21 protein-coding genes are annotated in these 25179 nt (G+C 65.7%); 18 read left to right on the top strand and 3 right to left on the bottom strand.

The genetic code is table 11. The annotated features are described in order from the left end of the window. Window positions 1-71 precede the first annotated feature (71 nt). From FDY95_RS18380 to FDY95_RS18330, 11 genes are all read left to right on the top strand, one after another. Window positions 72-965: a cell division protein FtsX gene (locus FDY95_RS18380; protein ID WP_138079992.1), complete on the top strand. Its 894-nt coding sequence runs from the start codon at window positions 72-74 to the stop codon at window positions 963-965. A 284-nt stretch (window positions 966-1249) separates the two neighbouring features. Then, entirely contained in the window at window positions 1250-1573 is a 324-nt protein-coding gene (locus FDY95_RS27005) for a DUF3098 domain-containing protein (RefSeq protein ID WP_138079991.1), read from the top strand. A 10-nt stretch (window positions 1574-1583) separates the two neighbouring features. Next, entirely contained in the window at window positions 1584-2390 is an 807-nt protein-coding gene (locus FDY95_RS18370) for an undecaprenyl-diphosphate phosphatase (RefSeq protein WP_138079990.1), read from the top strand. After that, the gene (truB, locus tag FDY95_RS18365) at window positions 2387-3226 is read left to right on the top strand and encodes a tRNA pseudouridine(55) synthase TruB (protein ID WP_138079989.1); all 840 of its coding nucleotides are present in this window, start codon (window positions 2387-2389) and stop codon (window positions 3224-3226) included. The genes FDY95_RS18370 and truB overlap by 4 nt, the downstream gene beginning before the upstream one ends. Before the next feature lie 1250 nt (window positions 3227-4476). Next, a complete protein-coding gene (locus FDY95_RS18360) occupies window positions 4477-5430 on the top strand; it encodes a bifunctional riboflavin kinase/FAD synthetase (protein WP_138079988.1) in 954 nt (317 codons plus the stop codon). A gap of 30 nt (window positions 5431-5460) precedes the next feature. Beyond that, a complete protein-coding gene (locus FDY95_RS18355) occupies window positions 5461-6714 on the top strand; it encodes a carboxypeptidase-like regulatory domain-containing protein (protein WP_138079987.1) in 1254 nt (417 codons plus the stop codon). 229 nt (window positions 6715-6943) lie between these two features. Further along, a complete protein-coding gene (locus FDY95_RS18350; protein ID WP_138079986.1) occupies window positions 6944-8173 on the top strand; it encodes a carboxypeptidase-like regulatory domain-containing protein in 1230 nt (409 codons plus the stop codon). Between the two features lie 152 nt (window positions 8174-8325). Continuing rightward, complete coding sequence (locus tag FDY95_RS18345) at window positions 8326-9027, top strand: CoA transferase subunit A (RefSeq protein WP_138079985.1); 702 nt, start codon at window positions 8326-8328, stop codon at window positions 9025-9027. Between the two features lie 30 nt (window positions 9028-9057). Next, complete coding sequence (locus FDY95_RS18340) at window positions 9058-10374, top strand: serine hydrolase domain-containing protein (RefSeq protein WP_212744922.1); 1317 nt, start codon at window positions 9058-9060, stop codon at window positions 10372-10374. Window positions 10375-10394: 20 nt separating this feature from the next. After that, complete coding sequence (locus tag FDY95_RS18335) at window positions 10395-11051, top strand: CoA transferase subunit B (RefSeq protein ID WP_138079984.1); 657 nt, start codon at window positions 10395-10397, stop codon at window positions 11049-11051. Window positions 11052-11163: 112 nt separating this feature from the next. Next, a complete protein-coding gene (locus FDY95_RS18330) occupies window positions 11164-12282 on the top strand; it encodes a hypothetical protein (RefSeq protein WP_138079983.1) in 1119 nt (372 codons plus the stop codon). 18 nt (window positions 12283-12300) lie between these two features. Here FDY95_RS18330 and FDY95_RS18325 read toward each other — a convergent pair whose 3' ends face one another. Next, on the bottom strand, window positions 12301-12768 hold the full coding sequence (locus FDY95_RS18325; RefSeq protein WP_138079982.1) for a YybH family protein: 468 nt from the start codon (window positions 12766-12768) through the stop codon (window positions 12301-12303). 87 nt (window positions 12769-12855) lie between these two features. Here FDY95_RS18325 and FDY95_RS18320 point away from each other — a divergent pair, with 87 nt between their 5' ends. Both FDY95_RS18320 and FDY95_RS18315 read left to right on the top strand, forming a co-directional pair. Then, window positions 12856-14577 carry a bifunctional GNAT family N-acetyltransferase/carbon-nitrogen hydrolase family protein gene (locus tag FDY95_RS18320; protein WP_138079981.1) on the top strand — a complete coding sequence of 574 codons (1722 nt, stop codon included), beginning with the start codon at window positions 12856-12858 and terminating at the stop codon, window positions 14575-14577. A gap of 592 nt (window positions 14578-15169) precedes the next feature. Then, a complete protein-coding gene (locus FDY95_RS18315) occupies window positions 15170-18721 on the top strand; it encodes a M36 family metallopeptidase (protein WP_138079980.1) in 3552 nt (1183 codons plus the stop codon). A 105-nt stretch (window positions 18722-18826) separates the two neighbouring features. Here FDY95_RS18315 and FDY95_RS18310 read toward each other — a convergent pair whose 3' ends face one another. Beyond that, the gene (locus FDY95_RS18310) at window positions 18827-19198 is read right to left on the bottom strand and encodes a hypothetical protein (RefSeq protein ID WP_138079979.1); all 372 of its coding nucleotides are present in this window, start codon (window positions 19196-19198) and stop codon (window positions 18827-18829) included. 117 nt (window positions 19199-19315) lie between these two features. Beyond that, complete coding sequence (locus tag FDY95_RS18305) at window positions 19316-20074, bottom strand: RDD family protein (RefSeq protein ID WP_138079978.1); 759 nt, start codon at window positions 20072-20074, stop codon at window positions 19316-19318. Between the two features lie 90 nt (window positions 20075-20164). Between FDY95_RS18305 and FDY95_RS18300 the strand changes: the two genes are divergently transcribed. From FDY95_RS18300 to FDY95_RS18280, 5 genes are read left to right on the top strand one after another with little or no spacing between them, the layout of a single operon-like run. Continuing rightward, window positions 20165-21154: a stage II sporulation protein M gene (locus FDY95_RS18300; protein ID WP_138079977.1), complete on the top strand. Its 990-nt coding sequence runs from the start codon at window positions 20165-20167 to the stop codon at window positions 21152-21154. Between the two features lie 30 nt (window positions 21155-21184). After that, window positions 21185-22018, top strand: coding sequence for a hypothetical protein (locus FDY95_RS18295; protein WP_138079976.1), 834 nt, complete (start codon window positions 21185-21187; stop codon window positions 22016-22018). Between the two features lie 30 nt (window positions 22019-22048). Continuing rightward, window positions 22049-23035: a hypothetical protein gene (locus FDY95_RS18290; protein ID WP_138079975.1), complete on the top strand. Its 987-nt coding sequence runs from the start codon at window positions 22049-22051 to the stop codon at window positions 23033-23035. Further along, on the top strand, window positions 23035-23826 hold the full coding sequence (locus FDY95_RS18285) for a DUF4129 domain-containing protein (protein WP_138079974.1): 792 nt from the start codon (window positions 23035-23037) through the stop codon (window positions 23824-23826). The genes FDY95_RS18290 and FDY95_RS18285 overlap by 1 nt, the downstream gene beginning before the upstream one ends. Beyond that, window positions 23826-25061 (top strand): DUF4350 domain-containing protein, encoded by a 1236-nt coding sequence (locus FDY95_RS18280; protein WP_138079973.1) that lies wholly within the window; start codon window positions 23826-23828, stop codon window positions 25059-25061. Before FDY95_RS18285 ends, FDY95_RS18280 begins: the two co-directional genes overlap by 1 nt. Window positions 25062-25179 lie beyond the last annotated feature (118 nt).

Below are 25179 nucleotides of genomic sequence, written 5' to 3'. Positions count from 1 at the left end.
GGCCGCGCAGCCAGAACCTCAAACTCACTATTTCACCATCTCACTAGTTCACCATTTACCTTTACCCTCCGATGCCCCAGTTCCGCCCCGCCCGCAAGAAGAAGCTTGGCTCCTACCCCTACACCATGGTGATGTTCAGCATTACCATGGCCCTGCTGGTGGTGGGCCTGTTCGGGCTGCTGCTGGTGCACGCGCACAAGATTTCGGGGGTAGTGAAGGAAAACCTGGAAGTGCAGGTGTTCCTGGAGCGCAACCTGCCCGAAACGCAGCTGCTGCGCCTGCAGCGGACACTGGCCCAGAAGCCCTACATTGCCTACCGCCAGGATCAGCCGCAGGTGCGCTTTCTCTCGAAGGAAGAGGGCGTGAAGCAGTTCATCGACCGCACCGGCGAGGACCCGGTGGCCCTGCTCGGCGACAACCCGCTGCGCGACGCGTTCATCCTCAAGCTCAACCCCGAGTTTGCCGATTCCAGCCAACTGCGGCGCATCAGCCAGGATTTGCAGCAGCAGCAGGGCGTGTTTGAGGTGACCTACCCGCAGACGCTCATTACCTCCGTCAACCAGAACATCCGCAAGATCAGCCTGGTGCTGCTCGGCTTCGCGGTGATTTTGCTACTGGTGGTGGCCGTGCTCATCAACAACACCATCAAGCTGGCCCTGTTCTCGCAGCGCTTCCTGATCCGCTCCATGCAGCTGGTGGGCGCCACGGCCTGGTTTATCCAGAAGCCCTTCCTGCGCCGCGCCACCTGGCAGGGCATCCTGAGCGGGGCCCTGGCCGGGCTGCTGTTGCTGGCCCTGCTCCAATACGCCTACTACGAATTCGACGAGCTGGCCCTGCTGCGCGACGACCGGCTCATCGGCGCGGTGCTGCTGGTGCTGCTGGTGCTGGGCGGCGTCATCGGCTTTTTCAGCTCCTACCGGGCCGTGCGCAAGTACCTGCGCATGTCCTTGGATGAGTTGTATTAGGGAACTGCTCGAAAGGCGCCTTTACGCTATCAGGCCGTCATGTCGAGCTTGTCGAGACATCTCGCGTGCTGATGTGAGGTAGCAACCAGTCAATTGGAATACTATCCGGCGAGATGTCTCGGCTGCGCTCGACAGGACGTTCGGACGTTTTAGCGGGGACTTCAGCCCCGCTACCGTGTTCTTTCCAGGCTGAAGCAACTAATTTTGCTTTGCGCTCATCTGGCGCGTCAACGGCGGCGTCCGCCCCCGGCCGCTTACCTTTGCTTTTTCCGACTGCTGTTTCTATGTCCACGCCTTCTCCCCGCTTCGCCTTCGGGCCGCGCAACTACCGCCTGATGTTTATCGGGCTGGCCCTGCTGGCCGCCGGTTTCATCACCATGAGCCTCGACGGGGCTGATTACGGCGAAGGATTTCTGGGCCTGACGCTGGGCCCGCTGCTGCTGGCCGCTGGCTTCGTGGTAGAGTTTTTCGCCATCATGGCCAAATCGGGCCCGGCCCCGGTGGCTGGCCAGGTAGCAACACCCGGCACGCCCGTAGCTCCGGCCGGCCCGACGGCTCCCGCCGCGCCGGTGGCCCCGGCCACTCCGCCCACCTACCAGCGCCGCTAAGCCCTGCTGAATGAATTACTGGCATGCCGTGCTCCTGGCCATCGTCGAGGGGCTGACTGAGTTTTTGCCCGTGTCGAGCACCGGGCACATGATTATTGCCTCGGCCCTGCTGGGCATTCCGCCCACGGCCTTCACCAAGCTCTACCTGGTGGTCATCCAGCTCGGGGCCATCCTGTCGGTGCTGGTGGTGTACTGGCGGCGCTTTTTCCAGAGCTTCGACTTCTACCTGAAGCTGCTGGTGGCCTTTCTGCCCATCGTGGTGGTGGGCGCGTTTCTGAAAAAGTACATCGACGCGCTGCTGGAATCGGTGACGACGGTGGGCGTGACGCTGCTGCTGGGCGGCATCGTGCTGCTGTTCATCGACCGGCTGTTTCCGCAGGAAGACCCGCAGGAAGGCGGCCACCCCGTCACCAACCCCGGCTGGCGCGAGGCCTTCATCATCGGCTGCTTTCAGTGCATTGCCGTGGTGCCGGGCGTAAGCCGCTCGGCCGCTACCATCATCGGCGGCCTTTCGCAGAAGCTGACGCGCCGGGCCTCGGCCGAGTTTGCCTTCTTCCTGGCCATGCCCACCATGGCCGCCGCCGCCGCCAAGGATCTGCTCGACTATTTTCAGGAAGGCCACACCCTCAACGCGGACCAGCTGAAAGTGCTGGCCTTCGGCAACGTGGTGGCTTTCGTGGTGGCGCTGCTGGCCATTCGGCTATTCGTGGGCTTTGTGGCCCGCTACGGCTTCCGCGCCTTCGGTATTTACCGCATCATCGTGGGCGGCATTCTGCTGCTGCTGCTGGCCCTGAACATTCCGCTGGAACTGCTATGAGTGCGCCCAACCGCAAGCCGCCCCAGCCCGAGCAGGAGCCGGGCGAAGTGCTGCTCATCGACAAGCCCCTGCGCTGGACGTCCTTCGACGTGGTGAAGAAGGTGAAGTATGCCCTGAAACCGCGCAAAATCGGCCACGCCGGCACGCTGGACCCGCTGGCTACCGGCCTGCTCATTCTCTGCACGGGCAAGAAAACCAAGACCATCGACCAGATTCAGGCCCAGGAAAAGGAGTACACCGGCGTGTTCCGCCTGGGCCAGACCACTCCGTCGTTTGACCTGGAAACGGCCGTCGACGCGGAGCGGCCCTGGCAGCACCTCACCCGCGAAGACCTGCTGGCCGCCGCCGCCCAGCTTACCGGTCTGATCGAGCAGACGCCCCCGCTGTTTTCGGCCGTGAAGGTGAACGGCGAGCGGGCCTACGAAGTGGCCCGCCGCGGCGACACGGCCGAAATCAAAAGCAAAACCGTCGACATCAAGGCCTTCGAGCTGCCCGAAATCGACGGGCCGAACGTGCATTTCCGCATCGTGTGCTCCAAGGGCACCTACATCCGCAGCCTCGCCCGCGACTTCGGCGAGCTGCTGGGCTGCGGCGCGCACCTCACCCGGCTGGTGCGCACCCGCATCGGCGAGTACCGCCTGGAAGACGCGCTGAGCATGGCCGACATCGAAGCCCGCCGCCCGCCGCGCCCCGAGGGCGAAACCGAGCGGCCCCGCCGGGAACGGATGCCGCGCCCGGAGCGCCGCCTGGGCCTGGAATACTACGACGCCCAGCAGCAACAGGCAACGCCCGACGCGCCGGCCGCAGAGGCGGCTACAACTGATCCGGCTGAATAACTTGCTTTTCAGCCGCGTAGCGGCGCTACATCAATAGCAACCGAGCTATCCGAACGGTTTGAGCGCCGGAGGAGCGGCACCCTGACTGCGTGGTCAGGGTGCCGCTCCTCCGGCGCTTGGTCGTTACAAGAAGTTAAGTTAGCCGCAGACGCCACCCGCCCGTCGTCGAGACACGAAGGGTGCGGGTCAGCATTCAAGCCCCAGCCTTGCCTAACTGTGGGTCAGCAGCATTAACGTGGAAACCTGGAGGGTCGCGTCTCTGCGACGGGCAGGCAACGAATTTTACAAATATGAGCCAAGCTACAGATGGCGCTAATGCAAAAACAACACTCCTCCGAGTACGCCGATGGCCACTCCCACCAGCGCCAGCAGCCCACCGACCAGCCCAGAAGCAGCCAGGGCGACAATTAAACCGGCCAGCACTAACCCCAGGCCAACGAGGACGAACAATAGAAATTTGCCAAGCTTATCCCAATTATCCGCTGGGCGGGCAGTTGCCTGCGAAAATGTTGCTATAGGTCTGCGCTTTACTAGCTGCGGCAAGCCCGGCAAACGCGTCCTGGAACGGGCAAGGGCAGCTAGTTTCACTCGCTGCCTCAGTGAGCGAAGGGGCACGCTTGTCAGCCGGGCGGGCGGCTGGCTGTGAACCTGCCCAGGTAGCCAAGAAGTAGGTGGGGCTACGGCTGGTGGCGGGCAGTTCGCCACACTGGCTTTCGGAGGCAGCAACGCTACCCGCTCACTGCGGCAACCCACTAGCAGTGCCAACAGGAACGCTAGGCAATGAAAGTATTTCGCCATTAGCGGCAAAGCTATTTCTTTTCTTCGCCAAGCCAGTGTGGTCTATTAACCAGCGCTTCTTAGGAATACATAAGTTCTAATAACGGCTCCAACCGCTGCCAAGCGTGTGCTGATACGTCTAAGCTATAAGCTTTTCGTTTGGGCAGTATGACCACATCTTGCATGACTCGAATTCAACTCAAACAGCTTATAATCCGTTGCCGGGACTATTGCCGTGGCGCCGCTACGCGGCTAAACGACCGGCAGGCTGTTGACTGACTCCGTTACTCCCGTTTAAAACCGATAGCTGGTAGCGTTTCAGCCTGCCGGCCGTGACTTTTGCCGGGGGTGTGGCTACTTTCGCGGCGCTGAAGTCGTATTCAGCTTTTCCGTCAGCTGCCTACCGGTTCGTCTGAATCAGCGTAACCGGAGGAAGGCGTCAAGCCCATCAGCGCAATCAGCTCCTATCAGTGATGCAAGTAGTCCGCGACCCCGCCGAATTTCCGCGCCTCCACAACGCCGTGGTCACCAGCGGCACCTTCGACGGGGTGCACCTGGGCCACCACAAGATTCTGCAGCGCCTGCAGGAAGTGGCCCGTCTCTCGGGCGGGCCGAGCGTGGTCATCACCTACTGGCCGCACCCGCGCCTGGTGCTGGCGCCGCCCCCCGCCCACCCCGACCCCAAGCCCCTGCACCTGCTCAACACCCTGGAGGAGCGCATCGAGAAGCTCGAAGGCTACGGGGTGGATTACCTGCTCATCGTGCCGTTCACCCGCGAATTCGCGGGGTGGACCTCCGAGCAGTACATCCGCGAGCTGCTGCTGGAGAAAGTGGGCACCGCCAAGCTCGTCATCGGCTACGACCACCGCTTCGGCAAAAACCGGGAGGGCAGCTTCGAGTACCTGCAGCAGCACGCGGCCGAGTACGGACTGGAAGTCGAGGAAATCCCGCGCGAGGACGTGGACGCGGTGGGCGTGAGCAGCACCCGCATCCGTCGGGCCCTGGAGGCCGGCGACGTGGGCACCGCCGCCCGCTACCTCGGCTACGACTACCCCTTCACCGGCACGGTGGTGCGCGGGCAGCAGCTCGGGCGCACGATTGGCTACCCCACGGCCAATATTCGCTGCGAAGAAACGTTGAAGCTGGTGCCGGGCCGCGGCGTGTACGCCGTCATGGCCACCACGGCGGCGGGCACCCGGTACCCGGCCATGCTCAACATCGGCGTGCGGCCCACGGTGGGCGGCAGCCTGCAGGAAACCGTGGAGGCGCACTTACTCGACTTCGACGGCGACCTGTACGACCAGCCGCTGACGGTGCAGTTTGTGGCCCGCCTGCGCGACGAGCAGAAGTTCAACGGCCTCGACGCGCTGAAGGCCCAGCTGGCCAAGGACGCCGACGCGGCCCGGGCCCACCTCGTTGGTGGGTAGCCTGGCCCTGATTTTGTATTCCACCCTTGCATGAAGAATTCTTTGCGGATGTTTTTGCTGGGCTGCCTGCTGCTTGTCGGCGCGGCGGCCCAGGCCCAGAACCGGCTTACGGGCGTCGTGCTCGACTCGCTGACCAAGGAGCCGCTGGCCTTTGCCAGCGTGTTTCTGGCCAATACCACCTTCGGCTCGTCGACCTCGGACCAGGGCAAGTTTGAAATCAGCCGGGTGCCCAACGGCACCTACGACATGGTGTGCTCCTACGTGGGCTACCGCCTCTCCAAGCAGAGCGTGACCATGAGCGGCCCCTCGCAGCAGTTCACCCTGCTGCTCTCGCCAGTGGGCAACAGCCTGGGCGAGGTCGTCATCAAGCCCGAACCCAACAAGCCGGAGGAGTACAAGCAGTTTTCGGAGCTGTTTTTGGGCGGCACGCAATTTTCGGAGCAGTGCCGCGTGAGCAACCCCGAGGCCGTGCGCGTCTTCTTCGACGAGGAAGACAAGCAGCTGCGGGCCCGCGCCAAGGAGTATCTGCAGGTGGATAACGACGCGCTGGGCTACCGCCTGAAGTACTTCGGCCTAGAATTCAGCTACGACCCCGAGGACGGCGCCGTGTCGTACTACGGCGAGCCGGTGTTCGAGGAAATGAAGCCCAAGGACGAGGCCCAGCAGAAGCTGTGGGCCGCCAACCGCCTGAAGGCCTACAACGGCTCGTTTATGCACTTTCTGCGCAGCGTGTACCGCAACCGCCTGCGCACCGAAAACTTCATGGCCCAGCAGATCAAGGTGACGGTGAACAAGCGCTTCGGCCAGACCGACAGCCTGCGCCAGATGCTGCTGGAGCGCCACCCCGACGGCAGCGACCTGACCCGCGCCGAAAAGGACTCGCTCACGCTCTGGAGCCGCTCGGGCCCGGTGTACGCCACCCTGAACCCCACCGCCCTGCCCATCGACAGCATCCGCCAAGTATCGGCCGACGGCAAGCGCGTGTTCCTGCGCTTCTCGGGCGAGCTGCAGGTGGCCTACTTCGGCGAGGCGCCCGACCCGCGCTACAAGCGGGCCATGTCGCCGCTGGGCGGCTCGCGCACGACTTACCCCGCGCTGCGCGAGGTGTCGCGCCTGCGGCTGAACCGCCACCGGGCCGAAATTCAGGCCGACGGCTCGTTGCGGAACCCGCTCGACGTATCAGTGGGCGAGTACTGGGGCTTCGAGAAAATCGGGGAGTTTCTGCCCTTCGACTACGTGCCCACCACGCCCGCGCCGGCCACGACGCCGGGACGCAGCAAATAGCTCCAGCGGCGCTTACGCGCCCGAAAAAGGCCGCCCGCTGAAGCTTAGCGGGCGGCCTTTTTCGTTGCTTGCCAGCTGTTCATTTCTACTTAGAGCAGTTCCCAAAGCCGGCCGACCGGTCTTTGGAAGAACAAGGATGATACACGGACGGGAGAACAGCTATAACGGCTACTTTTTTTAAGCGCAGGCACTGCCGATAAATATGCCACGGCCGTAGGTTTGAGCCCTTATGCGCGGGTTATTTCTCCGATTTCTTTTTTGGGCGCGGCTGCTGGTGCTCGGCACGCTAGGGCTGCCGCACGCGGCGCGGGCCCAGGCTACCATCAGCGGCGAGGTGCGCGACTCCGTGACGCAGGCGCCGCTGGCCTTTGCCAGCGTGTTTCTGGCCAACACCACCCGCGGCGCCACCACCGATGAGGCGGGCCATTTCAGCCTGTCGGGGGTGCCCGCCGGCAATTACGACTTGGTGGTGTCGTATTTGGGCTACCGCCTCGCGCGGCAGAATGTGACGGTGGGGCAAACGCCCGTGGTGGTCCAGCTCCGGCCCGCGCCGCTGAGCCAGCAGCTGGCCGGCGTGGTCATCCGGCCGCACCGCAACAAGCCCGAGGATTACCAGCGCTTCGTTGAGCTGTTTCTGGGCAACACCGCGTTTTCCCGGCAGTGCCGCATCCGCAACCCCGACGGCGTGCGCGTGGAGTTCGACGCCCAGGCAGGCGAGCTGACGGCCGAGGCCTACGACTACCTGCAGGTCGACAACGCGGCGCTGGGCTACCGCATCCGGTTTTACGGGCTGCATTTTCAGATCAATTTCCGCGAGCAAGTGCTGTCGTACTACGCCTGGCCGGTGTTTGAGGAGCTGCCGACCAAGAGCGCGGCCAAGCAGGCGCGGTACGCCGCCAACCGCCTGGCGGCGTACCGCGGCTCGCTCACCCACTTTCTGCGCGGCGTGCGCTCCGGTCAGCTCGCCGACGCAGGCTTCGTGGTCAACCGCCTGCGCCGCGTGCCTAACCGGCGCTGGGCGCGCGCCGATTCCTTGCTGCGCCTGGAGCGTCAGCGCCACGCCCATGAGGTGTGGCACCCGGCCGACTCGCTGCTGCGGCAGCTGCGCGAGCCGCCGCAATACGCCTACCTCTACACCCGCCCCCTGCCCGCCGACAGCCTGCGCCGCCTCGGTCCCGGCGGGCGGGCGGTGCAGCTGCACTTCCGCGACCTAGCCCAGGTGACTTACCAGCGCGAAAAGCCCGACCCGGCCTACACCCTGCCCCACCGCCTCGGCGAGCCGCCGCCCCGGCCCGAGCAGCAGATTTCGGTGCTGCACCTGCTGCGGCCGGCCGTGGAAATCACGCCCACCGGGCAGCTGCTCGACCCGCTGGCGGTGTATACGGAAGGCTACTGGAGCTTCGAGAAAATCGGGGAGCTGCTGCCCGTCGACTACGAGCCGCCCGCTGCCCGGCCCTGACGCCGGGCGGTTCGGTCGTGGTTGCTGATACGGCTATCCTGTGAGCAGCGTTAGGTCGCGCCCCTACCCCCTTCGTGTATTCAGGCCGGGGAACCTGGGCCCTGCTTTCGGGCAGATTGATAACTTGCCGGCCCAATTCCCCCCTTTCTTCTATGATCAATAAAGTAGTGGCCGACGCGCAGGCTGCGCTGCAGGGCCTCACCGACGGCATGACGCTGATGCTCGGCGGCTTCGGCCTGTGCGGCATTCCCGAAAACAGCATTCAGGAAATTCTGCGCCTGGGTGTGACCAACCTGACCTGCATTTCCAACAACGCCGGCGTCGACGACTTTGGCATTGGGCTGCTGCTGCAGCAGCGGCAGGTGAAGAAGATGATTTCCAGCTACGTGGGCGAAAACGCCGAATTCGAGCGGCAGCTGCTCTCGGGCGAGCTGGAAGTGGAGCTGATTCCGCAGGGCACCCTGGCCGAGCGCTGCCGCGCGGGCGGGGCGGGCATTCCGGCCTTCTTCACCCCGGCCGGCTACGGCACCGAGGTGGGCGAGGGCAAGGAAAGCCGCGAGTTCAACGGCAAGATGTACTTGCTGGAAACCGCCCTGCACGCCGATTACGCCCTGGTGAAAGCCTGGAAGGGCGACACGGCCGGCAACCTGATCTACAAAGGCACGGCCCGCAACTTCAACCCGATGATGGCCACGGCCGGCAAAATCACGGTGGCCGAGGTGGAGGAGCTGGTGCCCGCCGGCGAGCTGGACCCCAACCAGATTCATACGCCCGGCATCTACGTGCAGCGCATTTTCCAGGGCAAAGACTACGAAAAGCGCATTGAGCAGCGCACGGTGCGCGCCGCCAACTAAGCGCCGCCGCTTCCGCCCCACCTGCCCCCGATGAAACCGGCTGCTTACCTCCTGCTGCTCGCCTTGAGCCTGGGCCCCGCGGCGGGCTGCCACACGGCAGCCCCGGCCACGGCGGCGCGCCCGGCTGCCCGCACCCTGGCGGCGCGGCCCCGCCCGCTGCCCGGCCTCGACCAGCTGCTGCAGGAGTACGTGAGCACCGAGCGGGTGCCCGGCGCCATTGCCCTGGTGGCGCAGGATGGCCGCATCATCTACCGCAAAGCCTTCGGCTACGACGACGTGGCGGCCAAGACGCCCCTGCGGCCCGACGCCATTTTCCGCATTGCCTCGCAGACCAAGGCCGTGGCCAGCGCGGGCCTGATGCTGCTCTACGACGAGGGCAAGTTTCAGCTCGACGACCCGGTGAGCCAGTACCTGCCGGCCTTTGCCCACCCGCAGGTGCTGGCTTCGTTCAACCCCCAGGACAGCAGCTACACCACCGTGCCGGCCAAGTCGGAAATAACCATCCGGCAGTTGCTCACCCACACCTCGGGCCTGGGCTACCCGGTTATCGGCAGCAAGGAGGCCCGCGCCATTTACGCCAAAGCCGGCATTCCGAGCGGTATCGGCACGCCCGGGGGGCTGCTGGCTACTTCGATGGACCAGCTGGGCCGGCTGCCGCTGCTGCACCAGCCCGGGGAACAGTTTACCTACGGGCTGAGCGTGGACGTGGTGGGCCGGCTGATCGAAGTGCTCAGCGGACAGCCGCTCGACCAGTTTCTGCGCCGGCGGCTGTTCGAGCCGCTGAACATGCGCGACACCTACTTCTACCTGCCCGCCGACCGGCACAACCGGCTGGCCCGGCTCTACACCGAAGATCCGCAGAGCAAGAAGCTGGTGCCGGTGCCGCCCGCGGGCGGCGTGATGGGCCCGATGATGCCGGACTACCCCAGGCAGGCCGGTACCTACTTTTCGGGCGGGGCGGGCCTCTCCTCCACCATCGACGACTACGCCATCTTCCTGCAGATGCTGCTCAACGGGGGCGAGTACGGCGGCCGCCGCCTGCTGCAGCCCGCCACCGTGCGCCTGATGACCTCGAACCAGATGGGTGCGCTGGAGCAGGGCGGCAACAAGTTCGGCCTGGGCTTCAGCATCATGACGGCCGCCAACGCCGAAAAATCCGGGCTATCGGAAGGCAGCTACGAGTGGGGCGGCATCTTCGGCACCACCTACTGGGTCGACCCCACGCGCAAGGTGGTGGCCCTGCTCTACACCCAGAAATACCCCAACACCACCGCCCGCGACCTGCCCGCCAAGTTCAAGCAGCAGGTGCGCGCGGCCGTAACTTCCCCGGCCCCCGCGGCCAACTAACCCGCTACGCTCCCACCCTCATGCTTGACAAACACGGCATTGCCCGGCGCATCGCGCAAGAAGTAAAAGACGGCTACTACGTCAACCTCGGCATCGGCATTCCCACGCTGGTGGCCAACTACATCCCGCAGGGCATCAACGTGGTGCTGCAGTCCGAAAACGGGCTGCTGGGCATGGGCCCTTTCCCCACCGAAGCCGAAGTGGACCCGGACCTGATCAACGCCGGCAAGCAGACGGTGACCACGCTGCCCGGCTCCAGCATCTTCTCCTCGGCCGAGTCGTTCGGCATGATTCGCGGGGAGCACGTGGATTTGACCATCCTTGGGGCCATGGAAGTGTCGGAGCGCGGCGACATTGCCAACTGGAAGATTCCGGGCAAGATGGTGAAGGGCATGGGCGGCGCCATGGATTTGGTGGCCTCGGCCAAGAACATCATCGTGGCCATGCAGCACGTGGCCAAGGACGGCTCCTCGAAGCTGCTCCCCGACTGTACGCTGCCCATCACCGGGCTGCGCTGTGTGAAGAAAATCGTGACCGAGCTGGCCGTGCTCGATGTGACGCCCGACGGCTTCGTGCTGCGCGAGCGGGCCCCGGGCGTCACGGTGGAGCAGATTCAGGCCGCCACCGCGGGCCGCTTGGTGGTGCCGGCCGCCGGCGTGCCCGAAATGAGCATATAGCACTCCGGCCCGATTTGGGCGCAGGGCTCCGCGTGGCTTCGGCCGCGCGGAGCTTTTTTGTGCCGCCGCGCCGCTGCGTATCTTGCTGAGCCCTTACCGCCCCTCGCCGCCTATGCGCCCAAACCTCTACCCGCTTGCCTTCCTGCTGCTCGGCGCCGCGCCGCTGGCTCAGGCCCAGACCTCGCCCAGCATCGACCGCACCGACCTGCCCGTTATCGGCGACACGCTGCGCCTCAGCCAGGCGGCCCCGGCGCTGCCCGCTTCGGCGCCGCCCCTCACGCGCCGCGGCGCCAACCAGACCTGGAACTACGCCGCCCTCACGCCCACGGCCCAGCGGGTGGAGCGCTACGCCAACATCAACACCACCGCCACGACGCTGCAGTTTGCATTTGGGCCCTTTGGCGGCGTAAACCGCGCCACGCTGGTGTCGCCGCAGACCCTGCCGGCCCTCGGCGCCGGCCTGCCGATTACCGACCCGGTGGAGTTCTACAACCTCTCGAACGCCGACTTCCGCTCGGTGGGCTTCGGGGCCACCGTCACCGGCTTTGGGCTGCCCGTCACCTACCAAAGCCAGGCGCTGCAGGACGTGATTTACCGCTTCCCGCTGAGCTACAACTCGCCCGCCGATTCCAGCAACTCGTTTTTTGAAACGCCGGCGGTTATTGCCAGCACCGGCTACCTCTCGCAGCGCCGCAAGCGCGTGAACCGCCCCGACGCCTGGGGCACGCTCACCACGCCCTTCGGCACCTTCCAGACGGTGCGGGTGGTGACGCGCATCGAAGACCACGACAGCCTGGCCGTGGGCGGCACGTCCGGCCAGGGCCTGACCTTGCCGGTGCGCCGGGAATACAAGTGGCTGGCCAAGACCATTCACGTGCCGGTCCTGACCATCACCACCAACGTGGTGAACGGCCAGGAAGTCATTACCAACGTGGAGTACCGCGACATTTACCGCCGCATCCAGCTGCCAACGGCCGCCGCTGCGGGCAAAATCGCCGCTCCGCTGACGGCCTGGCCCACCGCCGCCGAGGCTGGCACCGCCGTGCAGCTGCAGCTGCCGGCCACCGCCGAAGTCGAGGTAACTGACCTGACGGGCCGCTTGCTGGGTCGCTTCGAGCAGCCCAAAGGCGCTTCGGCGCTGCCGCTGAATGCCGCCTGGCAGGGCACGCTACTATTGCGCGTGCGGCAGGCCGATGGCGCTACGGCCGTGGGCAAGGTGGTGCGCTACTGATCCGCCGGTTCCGCGCGCTTACTTCGTTTCCACGATGCGCGTGTTCTGATCGAACACCAGGCGCCACTCACCTTTTTCCTGGGCGAAGGTGAGGGTGAGGTAGTTGGAGCGGGCGTTGCTGCGCTGGCCCTTGGCGTCCAGGTCCTCCATCTTCACCCGCACCAGCGCGTTGGCCATGCCAGGCGTTTCGGTGTAGGTGATGATTTCGGGCGTAAACACCCAGTTGGTTTCCGCGAACCACTCCTTGTGCAGGTCGACGTACTGCTGGCGGGTGCGCAGCAGCTGGCCGTTGGGCAGCACCAGCGGCAACGCCTCGCCGGCCGTCACGGTGCGGAGCAGGGCCGCCAAGTCGTGCTGCTGGATAGCGGCCAGGTGCTGCTGCACGGTGGCCCGAAAATCGGGTTTGGGAGTCATGTTGGGGCTTACGACGGCCGCCGCGCCATCCAGCGCCACCACCAAAATAGCTCCGACGAAACGCAGACGCATAGAAAACCTGTTTAAGGACCTGGAACCCGGCCCGAGCCGGCCCGGCCGGACTGGTTCCGGCTAATTTTGCTTAAATCTTTGACTTCTATGGCCGCTACCAACGCCAAACCCGCCGCTTCGAAAAAGGAGAAGGCCGATAAAGAAAAGAAAACCGGCACCGCGCCCGGCGAGGACGGCACGCTGCCCTCGGTGGCTTCGGCGGCCCACAAGCTGGTGCTGCGCAGCCTGCGCCGCTCCGACTACAAGGCCGTGCGCGTCATCATGGACCAGGTGTACTCCAACATGGAGGGCGCCTGGGAGCAGGACGAGTACAACAACCTGCTCAAGAAATTCCCCGAGGGCCAGATCTGCATCGAGGACAACGGCCGGGTGGTGGCCGCGGCCCTGGCTATCATCGTGCAGTACTCCGACTTCGGCGACCGGCACACCTACGCCAAGATTACCGGCAACGGCAAGTTCAACACCCACAACCCCGACGGCGACACCCTCTACGGCGTCGACGTGTTCGTGGACCCGCAGTACCGCAACCTGCGCCTGGGCCGCCGCCTCTACGACGCGCGCAAGGAGCTGTGCGAGAGCCTGAACCTGCGCGCCATGGTGGCCGGCGGGCGCATTCCCGGCTACGCCCAGTACGCCCAGGAAATGACGCCGCAGAAGTACGTGGAGATGGTGCGCAACAAGGAACTGACCGACCCCATCCTCACCTTCCAGCTGGCCAACGACTTCTACGTCCGCAAGCTCATCCGCGGCTACCTGCCTTACGACGGCGACTCCAAGGCCTACGCCACCCTGCTGGAGTGGATCAACGTGTACTACGACGAGGATTCGGAGCGCCTGATCGGCAACCAGAAGTCCAACGTGCGCATCGGCATCGTGCAGTGGCAGATGCGGGGCACCAAGAGCCTGGAGGATTTATTCCAGCAGATTGAGTTCTTCGTCGATACCGTGTCGGGCTACAAGGCCGACTGCGTGATGTTCCCGGAGTTCTTCAACGCCCCGCTGATGGCCCTGACCAACGAGGATTCGCCCTCGGTGGCTATCCGCGCCATGGCCGCCTTCACCGAGCCCTTGAAGGCCAAGTTCATGGAGCTGGCCGTGAGCTACAACATCAACATCGTGGCCGGCTCCATGCCACTCTACACCGACGGCAAGCTGCACAACGTGGCCTACCTCTGCCGCCGCGACGGCACCGTGGACGAGCAGTACAAGCTGCACGTGACGCCCGACGAAGCCAGTTACTGGGGCATGCGCGGCGGCAACAAGCTGGCCTGCTTCGACACCGACTTCGGCAAAATCGGCATCCTGATCTGCTACGACGTGGAATTCCCGGAACTCTCGCGCATGCTCTCCGACGAGGGCATGAAGATTCTGTTCGTGCCGTTCTGGACCGACACCAAGAACGCCTACCAGCGCGTGCGCCTCTGCGCCCAGGCCCGCGCCATCGAAAACGAGTGCTACGTGGCCATTACCGGCTCGGTGGGCAACCTGCCGCGCGTGGAGAACATGGACATTCAGTACTCGCAGAGCGCGGTGTTCAGCCCCTCCGACTTCGCCTTCCCCCACGACGCCATCGTGGCCGAGGCCACCCCGAACACCGAGATGACCCTGATTGCCGACCTCGACCTGGATTTGCTCAAGGACCTGAACACCTCGGGGGCCGTGCGCAACCTGCGCGACCGGCGCAAGGACCTCTACTCGGTGAGCTGGGTGAAGAAAACCGACCGCGACGACGAGCTGCTGGCCCAGGGCGAAGACCGCACCGGCGGCCGCGTCGGCCGCAAAAACAAGCTGCAGCACACGGCCGGTTAAGCGCGGCTATTGACTGACAAGCGGCGCGGAGGCGGGCCAACGGGCCGTGCTTCCGCGCCGCTTGCTATTTTCGCCGAGCTATGATTGTGCGTATTGAGTGGCTGGCAGCGGTTGCGGCTGGCCCGCGCCCCGCGCCTGCGCGGCAGCCAGGGTCACGACCTGGAGCAAATGGCCCGCACCATGCGCTGCCCGGTACAGGCCCGGCATGAGCGGTGCCAGGGCAGCGTGCTGATTACGGTTGTCGTCACCCCCGACGGCCAGCCCCGGGATTTTCTCATCGAGCGGAGTCTGTCGCCTGGGCCGGCCTGTAGCGGCTATGTTTTACACCATGTGCACCTTTCACATTGGCCTTGCTGCGCAAGCTGGTTCTCCTCCGCAGCCGGCGCCTGGTTACGGCCATTTCCGCGGCGAGTTGATCATAGAAGGCACTTATCGGAGCAGATATTAAATGCCGGGCAACTCCTTCCTCAGTAATTTTCACCAACGCGGCAGTGATTATAGCATTGCTACGTTGTATTTTTAAGGACCGAGCGGGCCGTATGCCCCGCGCGGCTTCCATTTTGCCCTTTCTTTCCCGAATCAAGTTCTGCCCGTGAGGAAAACTTCTACTCTGCTGCCGCTGGCAGCCCTGGGCTTGCTGCTGCCGTTCGCCAGCCTGCAGGCCCAAACCAACCAAAGCGCCCTTAAACGCGCCCTCGAAACGCGCTACCAGTGGGCCGGCAACGGCATCGGTGTCGACGACTTCCGCCTTACCGACGCCTACAGCGAAGCCAACGGCCTGGAGCACATGTACGTGCAGCAGGTGAACCGGGGCATTCCGGTGTACAACCGCATTCTGCCGCTGACCTTCGTGCGCGGGCGCCTCGCCCACCACGCGGGCAGCTTCGTGGGTACGAAGCAGCTGGCCACGCTGTCGACTACGCCGACCGTATCGGCGGCCGGGGCGGTAAGCCGGGCCGTGCGCCACGTGCTGCCCGGCGGCGCCGAGCCGGCCCTGCTCCGCAACGAAGGCGGCGCCGAGGCCCGGCAGGTCTTCGCCGCGGCCGGAGTAGCCAAGCGCGACATCGTGGCCAGCCTGGCTTGGGTACTCGATCGGGCCGGCCAACCCCACCTGGCCTGGAACGTGAACATCGACATGCTCAACAGCCCCGACTGGTGGAACGTGCAGGTGGACGCGGTCAGCGGGGCCGTCATCAGCCAGGACAACTGGACGGTGGAAGAGCACGCCCCAACCAACGCCGACGCCTGTGCTACGACGGCAGTGGCTCCCGCAGCAGCGGCGCGCAGCCCGTACGCGGCGGCTTACTTGCCCGCCGCCACCGCCACGGCCTCCTATTTCGTGGTGCCTTACCCGAAGCTGAACCCCAACAGCACCGGCGGCCTGCAGACGGTAACCGACCCGTGGCTGAACGCCGGCGCCGGTAACGCGGCCACCACCCACGGCTGGCACTACGATGGCGTTACCGACTACGCCTACACCCGCGGCAACAACGTGGCCGCCTACGACGACGCGGCGCGCCTGAATGGCCCCGGCAACTACGCCAACTCGACCACCACCGGCACCACGCTCACCTTCGGCTACACGCCCGATTTCACGCAGGCGCCCTCGGTGGTGGTGAACCGCAACGCCGCCGTTACCAACCTGTTCTACTGGAACAACATCATCCACGATGTACTGTACCAGTACGGATTTACCGAGGTGGCCGGCAATTTCCAGAAAAACAACATCGGCCGCGGCGGCAATGGCAACGACCACGTGCTGGCCGAAGCCCAGGACGGTACCGGCACCAACAACGCCAACTTCGGCACCCCGCCCGATGGCGGCAGCGGCCGCATGCAGATGTACCTGTGGAACGCCGCCCCGCCCACCATTTCGGTGACGACGCCGGCCGCCATTGCCGGCTCGTACTCCTCGCGGGAAAGCAACTTCAGCACGGCCAACAAGCTGGTCAACGTGGGCCCCGTATCGGGGCAGGTGGCTCAGTACGTAGACGCGGGCAGCAGCCCGGCTACCAACACCGGCTGCGTGGACCACAGCGGCCCCTCGCTGGCCGGCAAAATTGCCCTGATTGTCCGCAACGGCACTTGCGGTTATACCATCCGGGTGAAGAATGCTCAGCTCGCCGGGGCCATTGGCGTTATCGTGGTGAATAACTCGGCCGGCGCGCCCACCGTCATGACCGGCCTCGACAACACCATCACCATCCCGGCCGTGATGATTTCGCAGGCCGATGGGGCCCTCATCAGCGCCCGCGTCAGCGACGGGGTGCAGGTGACGCTGCCCAAGCCCGGCCCGCAGCTCGACGGCGACTTCGACAGCGGCATCATGGTGCACGAGTACGGCCACGGCGTATCGAACCGCCTGACGGGCGGGCCTGCGGCCGCCAGCTGCCTCGGCAATGCCGAACAGGGCGGGGAAGGCTGGAGCGACTACCTCTCGCTGATGCTCAACACCGACTGGAGTACGGCCACCGTCAACGACGGGCCGATAGCCCGCTCCGTGGGTACCTACGCCGTCGGCCAGACCAACGCGGGCGGCGGCATCCGCCGCTATCCTTACTCCACCTCCATGAGCGTGAACCCGCTCACCTACACCCAGGTGGCAGTCAGACCGGAGGTGCACGACATCGGCGAAGTCTGGTGCGCCGTGCTCTGGGACATGACTTGGAACGTGATTCAGCAACAGGGCAGCATTACCGGTAACCTCTACAACGGCGCCGGCAACGGGGGCAACGTGGCCGCGCTGCAGCTGGTGATGCAGGGCATGAAGATGCAGCCCTGCATGCCCGGCTTCCTCGACGCGCGCGACGCCATTCTGGCCGCCGACTCTCTCCTCTACAACGGGCAGTACCACTGCTCGATCTGGCGCGCCTTTGCCGCCCGCGGCATGGGCTACAGCGCCGTGCAGGGCTCCTCGAACAGCGCCACCGACCAGGTAGCCGCCTTCGACATGCCGCCGCCCGTCACGCTGCAGAAAACCACCGCCCTGATGACCGGCAACACCTTCGATGTGGCCCTGCAACTCAATTGCAACTGCACGGTGCCCACTGCGGCCTACACCCTCTCCGACCAGCTGCCCACCGGCATGCAGTACGTGAGCAGTACGCCCGCCGCCACGCTCAGCGGCAACACGGTGACCTTCCCGAACATTCAGTTCACTGCCCCGGGCCAGGTGAAGACCTTCCGCTTCCGGGCGCAGGCCGTGGCTTCGGCGGCTTGCACCCCGGTGCTGCCCGTCAACGATGACCGGGATGCCAACACCGTGGGCGGCTTTGTGAGCACCGCGCTGAGCGGCAGCACCAACTGGGTCAGCAGCACCACCATGGCCAGCAGCCCCACCCGCTCGTGGGCCGCATCGGCCCCCACCACGCCCACGGACTACGTGCTGACGTCGGCCCAATTCACGCCCACGGGCCTGTCTTCGCTCTCGTTCATGCACTTCTACAACTTCGAGGCCAGCTACGACGGCGGCTCGGTGGAGTTGTCGACCAACAACGGCGCGACGTGGACCAACGCTGCCCCTTACTTCATCGAAAACGGCCCCAACAGCACGTTTGACGCCTCGACTACGGGCACCACGGGCGTAGCCTGCTTCTCGGGCCGCAGCGTGACGGGCAGCAACTTCATCCGCTCGGTACTGAACCTGACCTCGTTCAGCGGTCAGCCGCTGCGGGTGCGCTTCCGCGTGCGCACCGACACCGGCAGCCCCGGCTCCTTCGAGGGCTGGTTTGTCGATGACATTAAGGTATCCAACGGCTGCGGCGGCACCCAGCGCGTGGAGCTGCGCGACGGCAACAACGCCCTGGCTGGCAGCGGCAACATTGTGACCTACCTGCTGCCCGCCACCACCACGGCCCAGCAAAGCGCCCTGGCGCAGTCCCTGCAGTTCTCGGCCCAGCCGAACCCCTTCGGCGAGGCCGGCCTGCACCTGAGCCTGACGGTGCCCGCGACGATGAACCAGGTGACGTTCAGCATCTACGACGTGGCGGGCCGCCTGCTGCTCAACCGCCCGGCCGACCGCCTCAGCGCCGGCGCCAACACCATCAGCTGGAGCGAATCGGCCAAGCTGCCGGCCGGCCTCTACCTGGTGCGCGCCCAGCTGCCCGACGGCAGCAGCACCGTGCTGCGCGTGGTCAAGGAATAGCCACCTACTCTGTTTTGATCAACAAAAAGGCCCGCTGCAACTGCAGCGGGCCTTTTTGTTGATCAATGATTTCGACAACCAACATTGAAGTTGGCTGAAGAGAGCTTAGGCTTCGGTATCCGACCATTCGCCGGGCTTGGCCTGGTGGGGGTTGGCGGGTTCGTCGGTGGCCCAGTTGCGGGTGCCGCTGTGACGGAACCGGTCGTCGCCGTGGTGGGTGTCATCGACCTGGGGCGGGGTTTCCTGGCCGTAGCGCGGCTGGAAGCCTTCGGGGGTAGCCGTGGCGGCACCTTCGGGCTGGCCAAACTCGCCGTACTGCGGGGAGTGGGTATAACCGGCGGAGGGCTGGTCCGTCTGGCCGGCTTCGGGATGCTGCTGGGCAGCCTGCTGGCCACGGCGCAGGTTTTCGTCGGTTTTCTCGGCGCCGAGGCCGTGGAATTCGTCGGGGTTTTGGCGGAAGCTGGATTCGTCGTTCATCGGAAGGGAAGCCGGGCGGAATGCTACCGGCCCGGCCCTTGGCAATACGCAGGCGGCGAGGGGAAGTTGGTACGCCCGGCGACCCGGTGAGCGGTACGGTTCAGCTTGTTGCCGCGGTTACCGCTCAGCCGTCTGACCGGCCAGGTGGGCGTAGTCGCGCAGCACCACCAGCAGGAACTCGTGGTCGGGCAGGTGGGTCTGAATGCCCGTGAGTTGCCGCACGCGCTGGGCCACGTCGGCCAGGATGTGGTAGGCGCCGCGCTGCTCGCTCTGCGTGACCAGCTCCTGAATCAGGCGCACGTCGTGGTCGGCCAGCTGGGCTACTTCGGGGTAAGTCACGCGGTACAGCGGGTCGTAGTCGGCGCCGAACAGGGCGTTGTCGGCCACCACGGAGCGGCGGTTCAGGCGCACCACGGCGGTGCCGGCGGCCATGTCGCCGAGGCGCTGCCCCCGACCGCTGCCCAGGATGCAGGCCATGGCCACCACCCCGTAAATCAGGTCGATATCGACCAGGCGCAGCACCCAGCGCAGCAGGTACTGGGTGAAGCGCGGCGGGGCCCCGTTCAGGCTGATGACGCGAATCTTCAGGGCCTTCTTACCGATGCTCTGGCCCTGGAAGAATACCTCGCTCAGCAGGTGGTACAGAAACAGCGGCAACAGCACCAGCGCGAAGATGAAAATGACAAAAGCCGTGCTGCCATTGCCCGGGCCGTTGGTATCCAGTTGCAGCAGGTACACGTTGATGAGCACCCAGGCAATGACCCAGCCGAGCATAATCACGAGGTCGAGCAGGGTGGCGGCAATCCGCTCCCCGACGGAGGCGGTTTCGTATTCGAGGGTGACGTTCTGGGTAGTGGGGATGCGTAACAGGGCCATACCGCGCCGGCAAATAGTTGGATACTACCGCCAAAAGTATCATCTTCCGGGCACGTTCTACGCCCGATTCCGTTGATCGGGCGGTTCTTTATGCGCGAAGTTGTATTCATCCGCCGCAACCAGGAGCGGTGGCATTCTTACGAACACCAGCCGGCGGCCACGCCCGAGGAACTGGCCGCCCGTTTCGTGGCCCTCACCGACGACCTGGCCTACGCCCGCACCTTCTACCCAACGGCGCCAGTCACCCAGCACCTGAACCAGCTGGCCAGCCGCTTCCACGAGCAGCTGTACCGTCGCCCGACGGCCCGGCGCCGCGGCTTCGGCTACTTCTGGCTGACGGAGCTGCCCCTGCTGGTGGCCCGGCACTGGAAGCCGCTGCTCACCTCGCTGGTGCTGTTTCTGCTGTTTGCGGGCCTGGGCGCGCTGTCGGCCGCCGAAGACGACGCCTTCGTGCGCCTGGTGCTCGGCGACGGGTACGTGAACATGACCCTGGAAAACATCCGCCGCGGCCGCCCCACCGACGTGTACGGCACCGCGCCCGAGGTCGAGATGTTCCTCTTCATTGCCTACAACAACGTGCGCGTGGCGCTGGCCACCTTCGCGCTGGGCGCCACGGCCGGGCTGGGCACGCTCTACCTGCTGTTTCGCAACGCGGTGATGGTGGGCAGCTTCCAGTACTTTTTCATCGCCCAGGGCGTGGGGCTGCGGGCTTCGCTGGCCATCTGGCTGCACGGCACCATCGAAATCAGCTGCATCGTGCTGGCGGCCGGGGCCGGGCTGGTGCTCGGCAGCAGCCTGCTGTTTCCGGGCAGCTACCCCCGCGGCGAGGCCCTGCGCCGCGGCGCCCAGGACGCCATGAAACTGATGGCCGGGCTGGTGCCGCTCATCGTGCTGGCCGCCTTCCTCGAAGGCTTCGTCACGCGCCTGGCCCCGCGCCACCCGGTGGGCATCAGCGCGCCGGTTATCGTCCTGTCGCTGGTGCTGATTGTGGGCTACTTCGTGGTGTATCCGTGGCTGCTGCACCACCGCGCCCGGCGCACTGGCTTCGTGCTGCCCGACGCCGACGCCGAAGCTCCTTGATACTGCTTCTCCTTATTCCATTGCCTATTCATGAACACCTCTACTACCGTTTTGGCGGACGCCACCGCCTTCAGCCAGCCGGCTGACTTTTACCGGACCCGCGACTTCGGCCAGAAGTGGGAGGCCACCGCCGCGCTGCTGCGCTACACCGGCCCCTGGCTGCTGCTGGGCCTCATCGTTGAGGCGGCTGGCTACGCTACCGGCAACGAAACCGCCATCGGCTTTGTCGGCGGCATCTGCCAGCGCGTGGCCCTCGTCGTGGGCACGGGCATCACCTTCGGCTTTCTGCGCCTGCGTATTCAGCACTATCAGACGCCCGGGCGCGAGCTGACGGTGGCCGATGTGTGGGAAGCCACCAGCAATACCGGCACGTATTTCGGCAAAACCATCGTCGGAGGTTTCATTGCTTTGTTCGCATCCATTTTATTGTTGCTGCCCGGCATTTACGTGGCCGTGGCCCTCATGCTGCTGCCCTCGGTGGTGTTTCTGGAAGAAGAAGGCGGCATTTCGCGCTGCTTCGATTTGATTAAGGGCTACTGGTGGTCCTCGTTTGCCCTGGCCCTGGTCTATGGTGTCCTGTTCCTGGGCCTGCTGTTCGTACCGGCCATGGCGCTGGGCTACTTTATGGTGTCGAACCCCGACAACCACCTCATCGGCATTCCCTTCTCGCTGTTTACGGCCGCGGCCATGTTCTTCCTGAACCCGGTGATGAACGTGCTGCTGGCCTTCAATTACTTCAGCATCGTGGAAGCCAAGGAAAGCCCGGGCCTGGAGTGGCGCGCCGCCCAGCTGGGCGAGGCAGCCCCGGCCCCGGCCGCCAGCAACGACTACCGCTACGCGCCCGACGACGAGCGGCCGCTGTAACTGCTTTTTCACCTGGATTTTCATTCGCGCATGGCCACTCCTACGCCCCCTTTCGCTTACCAGTCCGACGCGCAGCGCACCTTCGCCACGCCCCAGGACTACTACCGCCTGCGCGACTTCGGCCAGAAGTTCGAGGCTACCTCGGTCTTTCTGCGCCGGCACGGCGGCAACCTCTACCGCGTCATGCTGCTGCCGCTGCTGGTGGCCATCGTACCGCTGGCGACGCTGATGATTTTGTTCGGCCGCAACTTCCGGTCCGGCCAGGCTTACGGGCAGCTGGGCCAGGGCAACTCCATCAGCCTGGCCCTGATGTCGCCGGCCATCTTTGGCCTGGTGGTGCTGGTGCTGGCGGCCATGCTGGTGCAGTACGCCATGCTCTACGGCTTCGTGAAGCGGCGCATGTACCAGTCCGACCCCACGGCTACCATCAGCGCCGGCGAGGCCTGGGACGAGGGCAAGCGCTACCTGCTGCCCCTGATTGGCTACTCCATCGTGGCGGGCGTGTTCGTCATGATCGGGTACGTGCTGCTCATACTGCCGGGCATTTACCTGAGCATTGCGGTGCTGCTGCTGCCCTGCGTGGTGGTGTTCGAGGAAGCCGACCTGGGCAGCACCCTCAGCCGCTGCCTGCAGCTGATCCGGGGCAAGTGGTGGTCGACTTTCGGGCTCTACATCGTGGCCAGCATTGCCATGTGGATGCTCGCGGCCGGCCTGGGCGCCGTGCTCACGATTGTTACGGCCCTGTTCGGCGCAAAATCGGCGGACGGCGAGGCGGTCATGTCCACGGTAATAGTGGCCCAGGCCGTGCAGATCAGCATCAACCTGCTGCTCACGCCCATCATTTACGTGCTGCTGATGTTTCAGTACTTCAACCTGGTGGAGCGCCGCGACCATGTGAGCCTGCAGTGGCGCGCCGAGCAGCTGGGCCAGGCGCCCGAGGGCCCCGGCAGCCCCAGCGGCCCCGCTGGCCCCGACGACGCCCTGTTCCGCCCCAGCTACGGCGACCAAGCCCTCTGATGCCCTTGCTCCGTTTCCGCTTTTCGGGCCGCCGCACGGCGGGCGGGCTGCTGGCGCTGCTGCTGCTGGCCGCAGCCCCGCTGCCCGCTTCGGCGCAGAAAGCCCGGCCCAAAACCACGCAACGGGCCCCGGCGGTGCTGCCGCCCGGCCCCGCGCCTGCCGCCGTGCGCCGCTTCAGCGCCGCCGAGCTGCAGCGCCTGCGCGCCGACGACGACCTGCAATACCGCCAGGACCCGCCGCCCGACAACCCGGTGCTGCGCTGGTTTCAGCAGCTGCTGCGGCGCATTTTCAGGGTGGTTTTCTCGCCCGAAAGCGGCATCTACTGGAAGATTCTGTTCTACGCCCTGGCCGTGGGCGCCCTGGTGCTGGTGGTGCTGCAGCTGCTGGGCCTGAAGCCCGGCGAGTGGCTGCGCGGCCGGGGCCGCCGCGTGCCGGTGCCCTACGCCCTGGAGGCCGACGACGTGCACGAGGAAACCCTGCCCGACCGCCTGCGCGCGGCCGAAGAGGCTGGCCAGTGGCGCCTGGCTACCCGCCTGGGCTACCTGCTGGTGCTCAAGCAGCTCACCGACCGCGCCCTCATCGACTGGCAGCCGCAGAAAACCAACCACCACTACGACGCCGAGCTGCGCCAGCGCGGCCCCGCCCTGGCCCCGGCTTTCGGGGCGCTGACCTGGCAGTTTGAGTACGTGTGGTACGGCGAGTTTGCGCTGAGCCGGGAGCAATACGCGCAGGTACAGGCCGAACGCCGGGCCTTCCTGACCACCCTCACCACCCGCAACCACGCCGCCTGATGCTCCGCTCCCTCCGCTGGCCCCTGACGGTGCTCGGGGCCCTCACCGTGGTGTGGGTGCTGGTGCTGCTGGCCGCGCCCAAGCAGCTCGACTGGACGCCCACGTACCGCAACGACCACAAAAACCCGCTCGACACTTACGCCCTCTACCGGCTGCTGCCCACGCTGACCGCGGCCCCGCTGCGCGCCACCCGCCTCTCGCCCTACGAGGTGCTGCAAGACTCGGCCGCCGTGCCCGCCACGTACTTTTTCCTGCAGAGCAGCTTCCGGCCGGGCCCCGCCGACGCCCGCGCCTTGCACCGCTACATGCAGCGCGGCGGCACCGTCTGGCTGGCCGCCGACCAGATCAGCCTGGGCGCCAGCGCCGACAGCCTCTGGCGCCTGCCCCTGCTCGACGACGACTTCGCCCTGAACGGCCTGCGCGACACGGTACGCTGCTACCTTACGGCCCCGGTGCTGCGCGGGCGGGTGGCCGGCGTGCCGCAGCGCGTGGCCGGCAGCAGCTTTCAGCGCGACTCGCTGGGCCGCCTGGTGTTCGAGGGCAAGGATTCCCTGCAGCGCCGGGCCGCGGCCGTGGTGCTGGCCGCCGACCAGCGCCGCCGCCCGGTGCTGGTGCGCCTGCCGGTGGGCCGGGGCCAGTTGCTGCTGTGCACCGCGCCGGCCCTGCTGAGCAACTACGGCCTGCTCTACGGCCGCAACGTGCGCTTTGCCGAAGGGGCGCTGTCGTACCTGCCCAAGGGCCGGGTGCTCTGGGACGAGTTCTACAAGCAGGGCCGCGGCGGCGGCGAGTCGCTGCTGCGGGTGGTACTGAGCAGCCCGGCGCTGGCCTGGGCCTGGTACGGTTTGCTGATTGGCGGCGTGCTGTTTGCCCTGCTCGGGGCACGGCGGCGGCAGCGGCCGGTGCCCACGCTGCGGCCCCTGCCCAATACCAGCCTGCAGTTTGCGCGCACCGTGGCCGGCCTCTACCGCCAGGGCCGCAACCACCAGCCGCTGGCCGCCCTGCGCATCCGCCTGTTCTTCGACTACCTGCGCACCCGTTTCCAGGAGCCCGTGCCCGCCGGCATCGACGGGAGCTACCCGCACCGGCTAAGCCTGCGCACCGGCGTGCCCGAGGCCGAAGTGACCACGCTGCTGGCCCGCCTGCACGGCTACCTCGACGCCGAGCAAGTGACCGAAGCCGAGCTGCATCGCCTGCACGAAATGCTCACTGACTTTCGCCAGCGGGCCGAAGGCTAACCACGGATTCCTGCGGATTTGACGAATTACGCGGATTTTGTAGCCGATTCGACTGCGCTGCCGGCTAGCTTACCGTTGCCACGGCTGACCGACAATGCCCCGCTTGTTTTGCCAAGCT

The organism is Hymenobacter jeollabukensis (assembly GCF_005771675.1).
Taxonomy (GTDB): Bacteria; Bacteroidota; Bacteroidia; order Cytophagales; family Hymenobacteraceae; genus Solirubrum; species Solirubrum jeollabukense.
The sequence above is the reverse complement of the archived record's forward strand: the minus strand, read 5'-3'. Positions and strand labels throughout refer to the sequence as shown.

Bases quoted from the DNA above. Each gene is read 5' to 3' on its own strand.
- FDY95_RS18355 (WP_138079987.1), top strand. From the start codon at position 5,461: ATGAAGAATTCTTTGCGGATGTTTTTGCTGGGCTGCCTGCTGCTTGTC.
- FDY95_RS18325 (WP_138079982.1), bottom strand. From the start codon at position 12,768: ATGCGTCTGCGTTTCGTCGGAGCTATTTTGGTGGTGGCGCTGGATGGC.
- FDY95_RS18280 (WP_138079973.1), top strand. From the start codon at position 23,826: ATGCTCCGCTCCCTCCGCTGGCCCCTGACGGTGCTCGGGGCCCTCACC.
- truB (WP_138079989.1), top strand. From the start codon at position 2,387: ATGAGTGCGCCCAACCGCAAGCCGCCCCAGCCCGAGCAGGAGCCGGGC.
- FDY95_RS18340 (WP_212744922.1), top strand. From the start codon at position 9,058: ATGAAACCGGCTGCTTACCTCCTGCTGCTCGCCTTGAGCCTGGGCCCC.
- FDY95_RS18345 (WP_138079985.1), top strand. From the start codon at position 8,326: ATGATCAATAAAGTAGTGGCCGACGCGCAGGCTGCGCTGCAGGGCCTC.
- FDY95_RS18330 (WP_138079983.1), top strand. From the start codon at position 11,164: ATGCGCCCAAACCTCTACCCGCTTGCCTTCCTGCTGCTCGGCGCCGCG.
- FDY95_RS27005 (WP_138079991.1), top strand. From the start codon at position 1,250: ATGTCCACGCCTTCTCCCCGCTTCGCCTTCGGGCCGCGCAACTACCGC.
- FDY95_RS18295 (WP_138079976.1), top strand. From the start codon at position 21,185: ATGAACACCTCTACTACCGTTTTGGCGGACGCCACCGCCTTCAGCCAG.
- FDY95_RS18350 (WP_138079986.1), top strand. From the start codon at position 6,944: ATGCGCGGGTTATTTCTCCGATTTCTTTTTTGGGCGCGGCTGCTGGTG.
- FDY95_RS18310 (WP_138079979.1), bottom strand. From the start codon at position 19,198: ATGAACGACGAATCCAGCTTCCGCCAAAACCCCGACGAATTCCACGGC.
- FDY95_RS18370 (WP_138079990.1), top strand. From the start codon at position 1,584: ATGAATTACTGGCATGCCGTGCTCCTGGCCATCGTCGAGGGGCTGACT.
- FDY95_RS18380 (WP_138079992.1), top strand. From the start codon at position 72: ATGCCCCAGTTCCGCCCCGCCCGCAAGAAGAAGCTTGGCTCCTACCCC.
- FDY95_RS18320 (WP_138079981.1), top strand. From the start codon at position 12,856: ATGGCCGCTACCAACGCCAAACCCGCCGCTTCGAAAAAGGAGAAGGCC.
- FDY95_RS18305 (WP_138079978.1), bottom strand. From the start codon at position 20,074: ATGGCCCTGTTACGCATCCCCACTACCCAGAACGTCACCCTCGAATAC.
- FDY95_RS18335 (WP_138079984.1), top strand. From the start codon at position 10,395: ATGCTTGACAAACACGGCATTGCCCGGCGCATCGCGCAAGAAGTAAAA.
- FDY95_RS18300 (WP_138079977.1), top strand. From the start codon at position 20,165: ATGCGCGAAGTTGTATTCATCCGCCGCAACCAGGAGCGGTGGCATTCT.
- FDY95_RS18290 (WP_138079975.1), top strand. From the start codon at position 22,049: ATGGCCACTCCTACGCCCCCTTTCGCTTACCAGTCCGACGCGCAGCGC.
- FDY95_RS18285 (WP_138079974.1), top strand. From the start codon at position 23,035: ATGCCCTTGCTCCGTTTCCGCTTTTCGGGCCGCCGCACGGCGGGCGGG.
- FDY95_RS18360 (WP_138079988.1), top strand. From the start codon at position 4,477: ATGCAAGTAGTCCGCGACCCCGCCGAATTTCCGCGCCTCCACAACGCC.